Below are 13515 nucleotides of genomic sequence, written 5' to 3' on the forward strand. Positions count from 1 at the left end.
ACCGTGCACAAAGTACTCATCGCCAACCGCGGGGAAATCGCCGTGCGCATCATTCGTGGCTGCTCGGACGCCGGGCTCGACTCGGTGGCTGTCTACGCCGATGTCGACGCCGACGCTCTCCACGTTGGCCTGGCCACGGAGGCCTACGCGTTGGGCGGCAACAGCCCGGCTGACACCTATCTCAACGTGCCGAAACTGCTGGCCATCGCCCGCCGGGCCGGCGCTGACGCGGTGCACCCCGGCTATGGCTTTCTCTCCGAGAATGCCGACTTCGCTCAGGGCGTGCAGGACGCCGGCCTGACCTGGATCGGTCCGAGCCCGGAAAGCATCCGAATGCTCGGCAACAAGGTGTCGGCCCGCGAGATCGCCGTGCGTGTTGGCGCTCCGCTCGTGCCCGGCTCGAACGGTACCGTCGACAGCGCAGCCCAGATACGCGCCTTCGCCGAGGAACACGGGTTTCCGGTAGCCATCAAAGCGGCGTTCGGCGGCGGAGGCCGCGGCATGAAGGTGGTCTGGGAACTCGACGCCATCGAGGAATCGTTCGACTCGGCAGTGCGCGAGAGCGTTGCCGCCTTCGGCCGCGGCGAATGCTACGTCGAGCGCTTTCTGCACAAGCCCCGGCACGTCGAAGCCCAGATTCTGGCCGACGGGAACGGCAACGTGATCGTCGTCGGCACCCGCGACTGCTCCCTGCAACGCCGCAACCAGAAACTCGTCGAGGAGGCACCGGCCCCTTTTCTTACCGCAGACCAGCGTGATCTCATCTACACCTCGGCGAAGGCGATCTGCCGGGAGGCCGGCTATGTCGGCGCCGGCACCGTGGAGTACCTGTTGGCCGACGACGGCAGCCTCTCCTTTCTCGAGGTCAACACCCGCCTGCAGGTGGAGCATCCGATCACCGAGGAGACCTCCGGCGTCGACCTCGTGCTGGCCCAGCTGGCCATCGCGGCCGGAGACGGGCTGCCGGTGTCGGAGGATCCGGTGTCGCGTGGCCACTCGTTTGAATTTCGCATCAACGCCGAAGACCCTGGCCGCGGATTTCTGCCGTCGCCCGGGACCGTGACCACGTTCACCGTGCCGACCGGGCCGGGAATCCGGGTGGATACCGGCATCCGTTCCGGGGATGCCGTCGCCCCGCAATTCGATTCGCTGCTCGCCAAGCTCATCGTCACCGGCGCTGACCGACCGCAGGCCCTGCGACGTGCCCGCCGGGCGCTCGCCGAGTTTGAGATCGTGGGCCTCCCCACCGTGCTCGGGTTTCACCGGGCGGTCGTTGACCTTCCCTCGTTCACCGGGCCCGACCGGCTTGGCGTGTACACCAGCTGGATTGAAACAGAGTTCGCCGAGCAGCTCGCCGCTGACTCCTCACTCATCCCGGCCGACCCGCCGGTAAGTCGCCGAACCATCACGATCGAACTCGACGGGCGACGGGTGGCCCTGGGGCTGCCAGAGAACCTGTTCGGCGGCCTTGCGCAGGGCGGCGCTGCTGCCGTGGTGGCGTCGATCCCGAAAGCCGATCCGGCCGAACTGCGCTCCACCATGAGCGGCACCGTCGTAAAGTGGCTCGTCGAGGCCGGCGCAACAGTGGTCGAAGGCGAGGCGCTGCTCGTGCTGGAGGCCATGAAGATGGAATCGACCGTCGTCGCGCACCGCTCCGGAACGCTTGTCGGACTCCTCGTGGCGGAAGGCGACGCCGTGCCCGTGCACGCCATCGTCGCGGGGATCGAAGCCTGACCGGCACCGGAGAATGGATACGCTGTGCCTATGACCCTCGACGAGATCCTGCCCGACCTGCGTCGCCAGAGCGTCGACGCGCGCCACACCGAAACCGGCCTGTGGGCGGCGTCGATGCTGCGTGAGCGCATCTCGGCCGGTCAGCTCGCACCCGGTGCCAAGCTGTCGGAGGAGCCGCTCTGCGAGGTGCTCGGCGTCTCCCGCAACACCCTGCGCGAGGCGTTCGCCACCCTCGCCCGCGAGCACGTCGTCACCCGCATCCCCAATCGTGGTGTCTTCGTCACCCGTCCGACCGCCGACGACATCCGGGAGATCTACCGGGTGCGACGCTTTCTGGAATCGGCGGCCCTCACCTGGTCGACCAACCCGACAACGGATGCCCTCCATGCCGCGATCGCGCGCGCTCGGGCCGCCCGCGATAACGGTTCCGTACCGGGCATGGCGAGCGCCAATCAGGACTTTCATGCGGGCGTCGTCGCGCTGACTCGAAGTGACCGCCTTAATGCGCAGATGATGCAGGTGCTCGCCGAGATGCGGCTGGTGTTCCACTCGATGGTGGCCAATCCGCTCTTTCACGCGCCCTACATCGATGACAACGCCGTCATTCTCGACAGATTCGAGGCCGGGGACCGCCCGGCGGCGGCCGCGCTCATGGTCGACTACCTGCGCCGCGCAGAGGAGCAGCTGCTCGAGGCGCATTCCCGCGCGTAGCGGCGCGCTACGGCACCAGATAATCGGCGTCGCGGGCGTCCGTGATGAGCATGTGGCCGGGGGCGTGGCCGATCGCCAGCGGCGGTCGGGACTCCATCACGGCCGCTTGCGGTGTGACTCCGCAGGCCCAGAACACGGGCACGAAGCCGTCGGCCACCGTCACCGCGTCTCCAAAATCGGGGCTGGTGAGGTCACGGATGCCGAGCTCGGCTGGATCCCCCATGTGGACGGGGGCGCCGTGGACGGCGGGGTAGCGCGCGGTGATGCGCGCGGCATCCGCTACCCGGTCAGCATGGATCGGCCGCATCGACACGACGAGGGGGCCCGCCATGTTGCCCGCGGATGCACAGCGCCGGTTCGTGCGGTACATGGGCACGTTTCGGCCCTGCTCGATGTGCGCGATCGGAATGTGCGCGCGCTGCAGCGCCGCCTCGAAGGTGAAGCTGCAGCCGACGATGAACGTCACCAGGTCGTCGCGCCACCAGGCCGAGAGGTCGGTCGGCTCGTCGACGAGTTCACCGTTTTGGTAAACCGTGTAGCGGCCGACGTCGGTGCGAATGTCGCCGCCGACCAGCAGCGGGCCGGTCGTCTGCCCGGCTTCGAGCACGCCGAGAATCGGGCACGGCTTAGGATTGCGTTCGGCGAACAGCAGAACGTCGAAGGCCTGCTCTTTGGGCACGATGATGAGGTTGGCCTGGGTGAAACCGCTCGACCAGCCCGCCGTCGGCGTGGCGAGGCCTTCGCGAAACAGTGCGCGGGCCTCGGCGGGGGTGACGTTTGCCCGGTCGAAGGTCGTTACGTCCACAGCTGCACGAGGCCGCCGAGCGACCGGTAGCCGAGGTACAGGGTCAGCAGCCAGGCGGCGACTCCGCTGACGAGCAGCCACTGGGGATAGACGTAGCCGCCGAGCAGGTCGCGGCGGCGCCACGCCACCCAGAGGATGACTGCGAAGCCGACGGGAAGGATCAGTCCGTTCACCGCGCCGGCCATGATGAGCAGGGTGGCCGGGGCCTGGCCGAGGAGGGTGAAGACCGTGGCCGATACGGCGATGAACACGCACGTGGCGATGCTGCGCACCCGCGGCGAGGTCCTGGCGGTCGTGACGAACGAAATCGACGTATAGGCGGCACCGATCACCGAGGTGATCGAGGCGGCCCAGAGGATCACGCCGAACAGCTTGAGGCCGATGTTGCCGGCCGCTGACTGGAATGCTTCGGCGGCGAGGTTATCGCTCGTGAGCGCTACGCCGCCGGCGACGACTCCGAGAATTGCCAGGAACAACAGCACCCGAATGACGCCGGTGATGATGATGCCCAGGATCGAACTCCTGGTGATCTCGCCCACATTCTCAGGGCCGGAAACACCCGCGTCGATCATGCGGTGCGCCCCGGCATAGGTGATGTACCCGCCGATAGTGCCGCCGATGAGGGTCGTGATGATGAGAAAGTCGATGTTGTCGGGGATCACGGTGTTTCGGAGTGCCTCACCGAGCGGTGGCTTCGACACGATGGCCACGTAGCCGATGAGCAGGATCATGACGGCCCCGAGCACGATCACGATCTTGTCGAGGGCCACGCCGGCGCGCTTGCTCAGGAAGATGGCGATGGCGACGGCGGCCGACACGAGCCCGCCGATCTTCGGATCGATGCCGAACAGAACGTTGAGGCCGAGGCCGGTTCCGGCGATGTTGCCCACGTTGAAGACGAGACCGCCGATGCAGATGAGGGCGGCGAGAAACCAGCCGGCCCCGGGAAGCACGGTGTTGGCGAGTTCCTGGGCGCGCCTGCCGCTCACCCCGATCACCCGCCACACGTTCAGCTGCACGGCGATGTCCACCAGGATCGACACCAGGATAGCGAACGCGAAGGCGGCGCCGAGCTGAACCGTGAAGGTGGTGGTCTGCACAATGAAGCCGGGGCCGACCGCGCTGGTCGCCATGAGAAACATCGCCCCGAGCAGTGCCCCGCGGTGTTTGTTCTTGAGCTTTTTGGGTTTGCGTGTGGTGGTCGTGGCCATGGGTGCTGCTCACTTCTTTGGGATACGAGTCAGCACCGACGGTCACTGATTGTCAGAAAGCCTATGATTGTTCAACAATCCGCGCAACTTTTCTGCACGAATAGGCTTGTTCTCGGACGAATCGCCCCGGAAGAGTGCATGGGGCAGGTGTGCCCGCCATCCCCGGAGTATAACTCCTGCAATTTCAAAGACCCTGTGCAGACTTCCGCGTGAATTGGCAGTGCAATTCTGTCGAGCGTGCAAATTGCAGGAGTTATGCTCACCGCGTGACCCTGCCCGCGTGACCCTGCCCGCGTGACCCTGCCCGCGTGACCCTGCCCGCGTGACCCTGCCCGCGTGACCCTGCCCGCGTGACCCTGCCCGCGNCGTGACCCTGCCCGCGTGACCCTGCCCGCGTGACCCTGCCCGCGTGACCCTGCCCGCCACGACTGGCGAGAAAGTCACGGCTCGGCGAACGGATGGCCGAGCTCACGCGTTATTGGAACGCGGAGATGCCCGTGATGGCGCGGCCGACGACGAGGGTGTTGATTTCGTAGCTGCCCTCGTAGGTGTAAAGCGCTTCGGCGTCGGCGAAGACGCGGGCCATGCCCCAGGAGGTGGAGATTCCGTTGCCGCCGAGCACCGAGCGGCCAAGCGCCACGGACTCCCGCATGCGAGCGCTGGCGGAGGCCTTGGCCATCGCGGCGTGTTCGGGCCGCAGCGTGCCGGCCTGCTGTAGCTGGGCGATGCGCACCATCGTGCCGAGCGAGGTCGTCGCGTTCTCCAGAATGCGCACGAGTTTTTCCTGCACGAGCTGGAACGACGCGATCGGCTTGCCGAACTGCTGGCGTTCCAGGGCGTAACGCAGCGCATAGTCGTAGGTCGCGAACTGCAGTCCGACGGTCTGCCAGCCCACCCAGACCCGGGAGTTGGTGAGCAGCCGGTTGGTGTCGCGAAAGCTGGTGGCTCCCGGCAGGCGGTCACGTTCGGCGACCACGACGTGGTCCAGGGTGATCGTGGCGTTCTGCACGATGCGCAGCGCGATCTTGTTTTCGATCTTTTCGGCCGTGAACCCGTCCAGGGACGCGCTGACGATGAAACCCTTGATCTGGTCGTCGGCGGTGTCACGCGCCCAGACCAGCACGTTGGCGGCGAAGGTTCCGCTGCCGATCCAGCGTTTGACGCCGTTCAGGGTCCACAAGTCGCCAAACCGGGTCGCAGTCGTTTCCATATTGCGGGAGACGTCGGAGCCGTGCTCCGGTTCGGTGAGCGCGAACGCACCGATCTTGCGTAGGGAGATGGCGTCGTCCAGGTATCGTTCGCGCTGGTCATCGGTGCCCAGCTGGGCGATGGCCGCCGCGAACAAGCCGCTGTGCACACCGACGAAGGTGGAGATCGAAGCATCCACTCGCGAGAGCTCGAGGGTCATGAAGCCGTGCAGCAGAAAGTTGTTACCGCGCGCGCAGAGTTCAACCAAGTTCAGGGCGGTGAGCGCGGGGATGATCTCGAACGGAAAAGTCGCGTTGTTCCAGTGTTCTGCTACGACCGGGCGCACGTCACGCTCGAACACCTCTCGGGCCTCGGCTACGAGCTGCCGCTCCTCGGGGGTGAGCAGATCTTCGTAGGAGAAGAAGTCGTTCGTGGAACCGGTGAAGAACTCGGGGGTGGTCGCATCCGCTGCGGCGCTGCCGACCTCGGGGCTGTCAATGACGGTGCTCATGGCGGGTCCTCTCTGACCTGGTACCCCTGAATTCTGCGCCGATGGGAGGAATTGCGCAATCACTCGCCTGAACACCGTGCATAGTGCTACCCCTCAGGCGCTGATGACCCCCCAGATTGCCCCGAATGCGCGAAGCTAGCGCGTGGCGGACGTGTTCATGGTGAGCATGTCGGTGCCATTCAGGTCGTGCAGGGAGAGCGTCACGGTCACGGCGTCGAGCGTGCCGAGCGAGGTCACGTGGGTGCCGCCGCACGGGATGCGCACGCTCGCGTCGGGCAGCTCGCAGACCCAATAGCGGCGGTCGGTCAAGAGATATCCGTCGCGGTCGATGCGCACCTCGGCCTTCGTTCCCACCCACCCGGCGAGGGTCGCGTTGACGGTCGCTTCAACCGAGGCGAGCGCTTCGGCGAGACCGTCGACCGAGAATCCCTTCTTGCGCAAAGACTTGCCGAGGCGATAGGTGTCGACGGAGGCGTTCGGCCCGATCAACGACTCGTCGATGGCGAGCCCGTCGAAGTCGGGGGCGCCGAGGGCGTCGGTGCGTACCTCCTTCTTCCAGCGGCCAGCGAGGGCGTCGTTGAGGGCGAGCGAAGCCAGGTGGCAACTGGTGTGCCCGGCGCTCGTGGCATCGCGCAGGCCGTCGTCCACCTCGACGGTGACGGAGTCGCCGGCGTTCAATCCGGTCGCGTCGACCACGTGCACCACGACGAAGGCCCAACCGGGTGTTCCCTTAGCCACCGGAATGTCGTCGCCGATGTAGAGTGCCGACCCGTCGGTGGCTCCCACGATGCAGTCCTCGACCGGCCAGAAGGCCGCGCCGTGGTGCAGCAGCGCCAGATCGGGCCCCTGGTCGGGCCAGCCCGCATCGACTGGATGCACGCAGGTCGCGTCGAGCAAAACGGCGAAGCGTCCGTCGCCGAGCGGCTCGGAGTGCAACACTGTCGCCTGCGTGTCGATGGCGCCGCTCGGGTAGAGCACGCGGGTGTCTTCGGTGGGCAGGGTCATGACTGCTCCTGTTCAAGCGGATGCGGACAGCACAGAAAGAGGATGCCGCCACGATCGTGGCGGCACCCCGTGCGCTGGTTGAAACCTAGCTCTTGCGGGCCCGGGAAGCGGTCTCTTCAGACTTCGCCTTCTTGTCGGCCCTCTTTTCCTTGAGGGACTTGTCGGCAACCTTCTTGGTCGCATCCTTTTTCGGTGATTTATCAGCCATTGTGTACTCCTTCGCGCCGAGCCGTGGGGCCCCGTCACCTTGAGAATACGCGGATTTTCTGCAAACGTCATCTCACCGTGCGAGCGTCGCGTGAGAACCGGTCAACTCGGCCGGAGCCCTGTGCACCCACTGCCGGTGTGTCGTATGCTGACGCTCTACGAAACCCTCACCTCGTTGAAAGGTCACCGTCATGAGCCATAGCGCCACCTACCGGGCAGTACTCTTTGGACCGAACCCGATCGCCGCCGGAACAGAGGTGGAGCTGGAATATATCGACGGGCAACACCAGGACGTGATCGTGCTCGAGGAGATCGAGGACACCGAAACGATCACCCGCACCTACAAGCGCGGGCGCGAAACTGATGAGCCCATCCCGTACCGTTTCGTTGAGGAAGACGTCGCTGAAGCAGGCGGCGAAGCCGACGTTCCCAACTGATCGGCGGCGTTGCGGTATCCGCTGGGAAAGCGGATGCCGCAACGCGTTAGATGCGCTTGGTGGAGTCCCGACCGAGCCGCACCGGCAGGGCCATGAGCGGCCCGACGAAGCGGCGCTGCAGCCGGCGTGCCGGGCCCCACACGATCTGCACGATGTACTGCGACAGCAGGGCGCCGGCCGCCAGGGCCATGGCGATACCCGCCGCCGTGAGGAGCGAAAGCAGCCCGTTGATGTCGCCTTCTGAGAGCATGAGCAGACCGCGAAACAGGGTGAGTCCGGGCACCAGCGGCACGAGAGCCGTCACCATGATGACCAGCGGCGGGGTACGCACGATGCGGGCGGTGACAGCGGCCAACAGCCCGACGCCGAGGGCGCTCGCCGCCGATGAGCCAACCAGGCCGAATCCACCGGCTAAGGCCGCGACGAACAAGAATTCGGCGAGGGCGCCGAGCACACAGACCACCCAGAACGCACGCCACGGTACCTGCACGGCGAGGGCAAACCCGATCACGATCACGATCGCTGCCACGAGCAGAACCGGCAAGACAGCGAGCGTCACGATCGGGTTCGAATCGATCTGGAGCAACAGTCCGAAGCGAGCCAGGAACAGCGCGGAACCGGAGACTCCGGTGACCAGTCCGGCCGTGATGAGCAAGGCCTCCACCATTCGGGCGGTGCCGGTGAGATAAAACCCCGACAGGGTGTCATGCACGGCGCCGAAGGTTGTCACTCCGGCCAGGAGCATGATGATGGTCGCTACGACTACGAGCGAGGGGTTCGCTGTGGGATCGATCAGCCGCACGATCGCGGCGACGATCGGGCCGATCGCGCCCCCGACGACGGTCTGATAGAACAGAGGAACCTGGCGGTGGTCGAGTACCGAGGTGATCCAGTCGATGATCCAGGTGGCCACGAATGCGGCGATGATCACGGTCGGGCCGGCGCCGATGAGCACGGCGGCGCCCGCTCCGACGAGGCTCCAGCCGATGCGGCGCCACTGCTTGGGTACCTGCGGCTTGGAGCTCACGATCGTCGCCAGAATTTTTCGGGCTTCGGCGACTTCGATTGGCTTCTCGATGATGTCCGCGATCAGTTCCGACGTCGCGGTGAGCTTGGAATAGTCGAGCGTGCGGTACTTCACATTGCGGCTGCGAATGATCGACTCGTGCGTCAACGCATCTTCCTGCGTGAGCGTGATGGTTGTGTGCGTGATATTGGCGTCGGTGCCCTTGAGCCCGTACGCGCGGGTCAGCGCGATCATGGCGGCGGTCGCATCTTCGGCACCGGCACCGGCGGTGAAGATGACCTCGGCGAGACGCATGGTGAGATCGAGTACTGCCCGGGTGTAGCCGGAGTGGTCGAGCGAGATGGCGGTGGTTTTGCTAAAACTCATGAGGTGCGCACATCGAGGGGTCCCAAAACGGATGCGGCGGCGGTCGCGTGCGCGGAGTCCGCGTCGGAGGGGTGGAAGAGACCCGCGAGCACGTCGCGGTAGAGCCGCGCGAGTTCGGAGCCTGCGTTGAAGGCGGAGCCGCCCGCGACCTGCACTGCGGTATCGACGACAAACTTGGCGTTCTGGGTGGCCCGATATTTGAGCCCGGACAGCTGGGCGAACCAGGCCGGACCGACCTGCCAGGTCTGCTCGTCGACCGCGCGAGCGAGGGCGTCGATCTGCGGGTAGATGCCGTCCATCGCGATGACGAGCTCGCCCACCCGCCAGCGTGCCACCGGATCCTGTGCGTGCGTGCGCCCATCGTTCTTGCGCGATGTACGTCGGTGCGCGCCCAGGGCTGCGAGCTCGAGCGCCCGCTGGCCGATACCGGTGTACACCGCACTGAGCAGAATTTCAAAGTTGGCGAAAATTCCGGCCACGAGCGGGTCGCCGTTCGGGCCGACCGGCAGCTTGCGCACGACCCGGTCGGGGCGGGCGCGCGCGCCCTCCAGCACAGTGCTCTGGCTCTGGCTGGCGCGCATGCCGAGGGTATCCCAGTCGTCTTTCGAGTGGATGCCGGCATCCGCTCGATCGAGAAACGCCCAGACGATTGCAGGGTCGCCCGGGTTGGAAGAATCGAGGCCCAGGGTGCCGAGCCGGGTCCAGGCCGGGGAGAGAGAGGTGAAAACCTTGGTGCCGGTGAACCGGTAGCCGCCGTCTGGCTCGGGGATGGCATCCGTCGTCGAGCCGAAGAGAACGAGGTCGTTGCCGGGTTCGCTCACGCCGAAGGCGAAGATCTCGCCGCGGCCGGCCTCCTCGAGCAGAAAATCGAGCGAGTGATCGCCCTGCGCGTAGAGGCTCGCGGCGACTCCCGTCCAGATCAGGTGCATGTTCACCCCGAGAGCGGTGGCCGGGGCATGCGCGGCGAGCTGGGTCTGCGCGCGAGCAGTCTGCTGCAGGGTTCGACCGAGTCCGCCGAACCGAATCGGCACGAGGGCACGCAGGTAACCGGCGGCGACGAGCTCCTCGAGGTCGTCGGAGAAGAACGTGTTGGCCCGGTCATAACCGGCAGCTCGCGAACGGATGCCCGCCAGGATCTGGTCAGAGAGCAACGGCTCGTTTTGGTCGCTTGTGGGTAGGGAAACGGGCGCTGCCGGAGGCGTTTCGAGCAGGGCTGGCGCAGGGAGGAACTCGGTCACATAGTCAAGCCTATGCAGCCTTGCGCCGGCGTGCGAACAACCGCACGATAAGCAACACAATTGCCCCAAAAATCGCCAGCACGACGAGCCAGGGCAGGGCCACTCCGAGGCCGATCAGCAGGCCGCCGAGGGCTGCGACGAGGGCGCTCCAGCCGGCGGTGATACCGGTCCAGAAGTTGTCGGGGCCGCCCGCGGCGACGGTACCCTCCGAGACCAGGTCGAGTTGCAGGGTCGAGTAGTCGATTTGGTCAGCGAGGAAGTCGCGCTGGGACCGCAGGCTTTCCAGTTCACCCTGCCGGTTCGACAGCGCACTCTCGATGCTGATCAGGTCTGCTGTCGTAGTGGCGGAGGCCATCAGCGCGAGCAGTCGGTCGACCGAGGTGGTCAGCGCGGTGATGCGGGCGTCGAGGTCCTGGCTTTGCTGCGTCACATCCTCGGCGGTGAGTGTCACGAAGTTGAGGGTGCCGAGCTTCTTCAGATCGGCCAGGGTGCGGTCGAGTTCGTCGGACGGAATGCGCAGGGTGAGGTGCGCGCTGGCCGGCTGGATGTCGGTGGCCGGGTTTTCGCTGCGGCTGTCGACCCGTCCGCCGGCCTGTTCGGTAAGGGTGACGGCGGTTTCGCTTGCCGCGACCGGGTCGGTGGCCGTGATCGACATGGATCCGGTGGTGATGACGTCGCGGTTCGTGGTCTTCACAGCGCCGGTGGTGCCGGTGACCAGGCTTCCGTCGCCCGCCTTGTCACCCTCAGCGGGAACAGCCCCGCTGGAGATACTTCCCGACGAGTCCGTGGTCACGGAACTGCCGCTGTTCGCCGTGCACCCCGCCAGCAACACGGCCGTCAGAAGAACCGCGATGACACCCCAAGTTCGTCTCATATCTCACCGTACCGAGCGTTGTGGGGGCACTGTCTGGGGGCAGTCTGGGAGTCGGATCACAATTGGGACTCGGCGCCCAGCCCCCGAAGTATGGTCTTGGAATACGCGGTTCAACGCGACCGCTCACACGATCAGGAGGACAACATGGGATTCGTAGACAATGCCAAGGATGCACTCGATGCCACCGGCAAGAAAATCGGTCGGGCAGTGGACGACGCCAAGGACCGCATCGATGACAAGGTCGACGAGACTAAAGCCAATGCCAAGGTGAAGCAGGCCGAGGGCGACGTGAAGCATGCTGAAGCCGAGCGTGACGCGACCGAGGCTAAAAACGACCTGAAGGCCACGCTGCGCGACGATACGTAGCGCATGTCGTGGTGGGCGGAACGGATGCGCGCGACGCGTCGGTCCTGCCCGCCACTTTTGCACGTAGCAACGGATGCCGGCACCGGCCCGGTCGTCCTCCTGGTGCACGGCATCGCATCGTCTTCGATCACCTTCTACGAGGTGATTCCGCTGCTGACGCCGAACCATCGAGTGATTGCCGTGGATATTCTGGGCTTCGGTCAGTCGCCGGCACCGATCGGTTGCCAATATCGACTGGAGGATCATGTCGGTGCCTTGGCCGCGACCATCCGCTCCCTGAAGTTGCGCGAGCCGTTCGTGCTCGTCGGCCACTCGCTGGGCAGCCTGATCAGCACACGCTACGCGGCAATGGAGCGACACGGCCGTGTCGCGACATTCTGGCGGCGTCTGGCCGGTCGCGGCACGGTATCACGCGTGGTCTTGGTCGGGCCGCCGGTCTACGTCTCACCGAGCGACATCGGCGATTCGCGGGTCAGGGCGCGGGTCAGCGCGTATCTGCGGGCCTACGATTTTCTGCGCGCCAACAAGGAATTCACGCTCGCCAACGCCGCGATCATGTCGCGCCTGCTACCCAAGGGTATTTTCGAACTCACCGAGAAGACCTGGACCCCCTTCATCAAATCGATGGAGCACTGTATCGAATCGCAGACCGTGGTGAGCGACATCGCGAGCCTGACGGTGCCGGTCGACGTGATCTACGGAGCGTTCGACGCCTTCATCGCGCAGGGCAGCATGACCATTATCGAGCGGATGCGCCACGTCACCATGCACCGCGTGGAGGCCAACGACCACATCATTCGGAAGCGCCTGGCGCGGGTGCTCGTGAAGGTCATCGACAGCGAAACTACACGGCCGGGAAGGTGGCGCCGGTGAGTTCCTCGGACAGCGACCAGAGACGGCGGGCATCCGCTTCGTCGAGCGAGCGCGGGGGCAGCCTGGCGGGCGCGGGGGCGCCGGTGAGTTCGCCGAATCCACCGGGACCGTAGTAGCCGCCGCCGGCCGCTGCCGAGCTCGTCGCCGCGTAGAGCGCCGGCAGGATGCCCTGGTCGACCTGCTGCCAGATCCAGCCGATGTGGTGGGTGGCCTCGTTGACGGCGAGGAAGACCCGGGCCGAGGCTCCCTTGTGGGTGGGTCCGGTGATCTGCAGGTTCGTGACGGTTGCACCCGGGTGCGCGGCGATGCTACGTAGACCCCAGCCGCCGACGACGCTGCGCCGGTTGAGTTCGCGCGCGAACACGAGCGTGGCGAGCTTGGAGAGCGCGTAGGCGCGGTGCGGCCGGTAGCGCAAGCCGTGCAGGTCGTCGAAATCGAGGTGTCCGGCACGGGCGATCAGGCTTGAAAGACTCACGACCCGGCTCGTTGTGGCGGCGCGCAGCAGCGGCAGCAGGTGGGCGGTGAGCGCGAAATGGCCGAGGTGGTTGGTGCCGAATTGCAGCTCGAAGCCGTCTTCGGTCTCGTCGCGCACCGGTGGCATCATGATGCCGGCGTTGTTGAGCAGAATATCGATCGGGCGCCCTTCCTTCGTGAGCTCCGTACCGAATTTGGCGATGCTCGACAGCGAAGCCAGATCGAGACGACGGATGCTGACGCTCGCCTCCGGGGTCTGCTCACGAATGCGTTTCACGGCCGCTGTACCCTTCTCCTCGTTGCGCACGGCGAGGATGACCTCGGCGCCCGCGCGGGCGAGGCGGCCGGTGAGGCCGAATCCGAGGCCGCTGTTGGCGCCCGTGACGACGGCAAGCTTGCCGTGCAGGTCGGGAATCTGGATGTCGGGGAGGTGCTTCGCGCGCGTGGTCATGGGGCTCCCGTTTATCGTAGAACTCCATCCAACCCCG

14 protein-coding genes are annotated in these 13515 nt (G+C 65.9%); 5 read left to right on the forward strand and 9 right to left on the reverse strand.

All coding sequences use genetic code 11. From position 1 onward, the window contains the following. The first annotated feature begins 3 nt into the window (after positions 1-3). Together E3T38_RS06395 and E3T38_RS06400 are read left to right on the forward strand one after the other, a co-directional pair. The gene (locus E3T38_RS06395) at positions 4-1734 is read left to right on the forward strand and encodes a biotin carboxylase N-terminal domain-containing protein (RefSeq protein WP_134547188.1); all 1731 of its coding nucleotides are present in this window, start codon (positions 4-6) and stop codon (positions 1732-1734) included. A 30-nt stretch (positions 1735-1764) separates the two neighbouring features. Then, positions 1765-2445, forward strand: a complete 681-nt coding sequence (locus tag E3T38_RS06400) for a GntR family transcriptional regulator (protein ID WP_134547190.1) — start codon at positions 1765-1767, stop codon at positions 2443-2445. Between the two features lie 7 nt (positions 2446-2452). Here E3T38_RS06400 and E3T38_RS06405 read toward each other — a convergent pair whose 3' ends face one another. From E3T38_RS06405 to E3T38_RS17290, 5 genes are all read right to left on the reverse strand, one after another. Beyond that, entirely contained in the window at positions 2453-3250 is a 798-nt protein-coding gene (locus tag E3T38_RS06405; RefSeq protein ID WP_134547192.1) for a putative hydro-lyase, read from the reverse strand. Next, positions 3241-4461, reverse strand: coding sequence for an NRAMP family divalent metal transporter (locus E3T38_RS06410; protein ID WP_241984329.1), 1221 nt, complete (start codon positions 4459-4461; stop codon positions 3241-3243). The genes E3T38_RS06405 and E3T38_RS06410 overlap by 10 nt, the downstream gene beginning before the upstream one ends. A 475-nt stretch (positions 4462-4936) precedes the next feature. Next, positions 4937-6160 carry an acyl-CoA dehydrogenase family protein gene (locus E3T38_RS06415; protein WP_134547194.1) on the reverse strand — a complete coding sequence of 408 codons (1224 nt, stop codon included), beginning with the start codon at positions 6158-6160 and terminating at the stop codon, positions 4937-4939. Between the two features lie 135 nt (positions 6161-6295). After that, positions 6296-7165: a metal-dependent hydrolase gene (locus tag E3T38_RS06420; protein WP_134547196.1), complete on the reverse strand. Its 870-nt coding sequence runs from the start codon at positions 7163-7165 to the stop codon at positions 6296-6298. Between the two features lie 85 nt (positions 7166-7250). After that, entirely contained in the window at positions 7251-7373 is a 123-nt protein-coding gene (locus tag E3T38_RS17290) for a hypothetical protein (RefSeq protein WP_255408738.1), read from the reverse strand. A 190-nt stretch (positions 7374-7563) separates the two neighbouring features. On the opposite strand from E3T38_RS17290, the gene E3T38_RS06425 reads away from it, so the two are divergent. Continuing rightward, complete coding sequence (locus tag E3T38_RS06425) at positions 7564-7809, forward strand: hypothetical protein (RefSeq protein ID WP_134547197.1); 246 nt, start codon at positions 7564-7566, stop codon at positions 7807-7809. Positions 7810-7855: 46 nt separating this feature from the next. On the opposite strand, the gene E3T38_RS06430 is transcribed toward E3T38_RS06425, so the two are convergent. From E3T38_RS06430 to E3T38_RS06440, 3 genes are read right to left on the reverse strand one after another with little or no spacing between them, the layout of a single operon-like run. Then, entirely contained in the window at positions 7856-9202 is a 1347-nt protein-coding gene (locus E3T38_RS06430) for a threonine/serine exporter ThrE family protein (protein ID WP_134547199.1), read from the reverse strand. Then, complete coding sequence (locus E3T38_RS06435; protein WP_174775218.1) at positions 9199-10413, reverse strand: acyl-CoA dehydrogenase family protein; 1215 nt, start codon at positions 10411-10413, stop codon at positions 9199-9201. The genes E3T38_RS06430 and E3T38_RS06435 overlap by 4 nt, the downstream gene beginning before the upstream one ends. Positions 10414-10450: 37 nt before the next feature. Then, complete coding sequence (locus E3T38_RS06440; protein WP_134547201.1) at positions 10451-11314, reverse strand: DUF4349 domain-containing protein; 864 nt, start codon at positions 11312-11314, stop codon at positions 10451-10453. Between the two features lie 90 nt (positions 11315-11404). Between E3T38_RS06440 and E3T38_RS06445 the strand changes: the two genes are divergently transcribed. Together E3T38_RS06445 and E3T38_RS06450 are read left to right on the forward strand one after the other, a co-directional pair. Then, entirely contained in the window at positions 11405-11680 is a 276-nt protein-coding gene (locus E3T38_RS06445; protein WP_241984330.1) for a hypothetical protein, read from the forward strand. Positions 11681-11704: 24 nt separating this feature from the next. After that, positions 11705-12553 (forward strand): alpha/beta fold hydrolase, encoded by an 849-nt coding sequence (locus E3T38_RS06450; RefSeq protein WP_241984331.1) that lies wholly within the window; start codon positions 11705-11707, stop codon positions 12551-12553. On the opposite strand, the gene E3T38_RS06455 is transcribed toward E3T38_RS06450, so the two are convergent. Next, positions 12525-13478, reverse strand: a complete 954-nt coding sequence (locus tag E3T38_RS06455) for an SDR family oxidoreductase (RefSeq protein WP_134547205.1) — start codon at positions 13476-13478, stop codon at positions 12525-12527. The two genes, E3T38_RS06450 and E3T38_RS06455, sit on opposite strands and share 29 nt — an antisense overlap. Positions 13479-13515: the final 37 nt, after the last annotated feature.

Source organism: Cryobacterium sp. Hb1 (assembly GCF_004403585.1).
Classification (GTDB): domain Bacteria; phylum Actinomycetota; class Actinomycetes; order Actinomycetales; family Microbacteriaceae; genus Cryobacterium; species Cryobacterium lyxosi.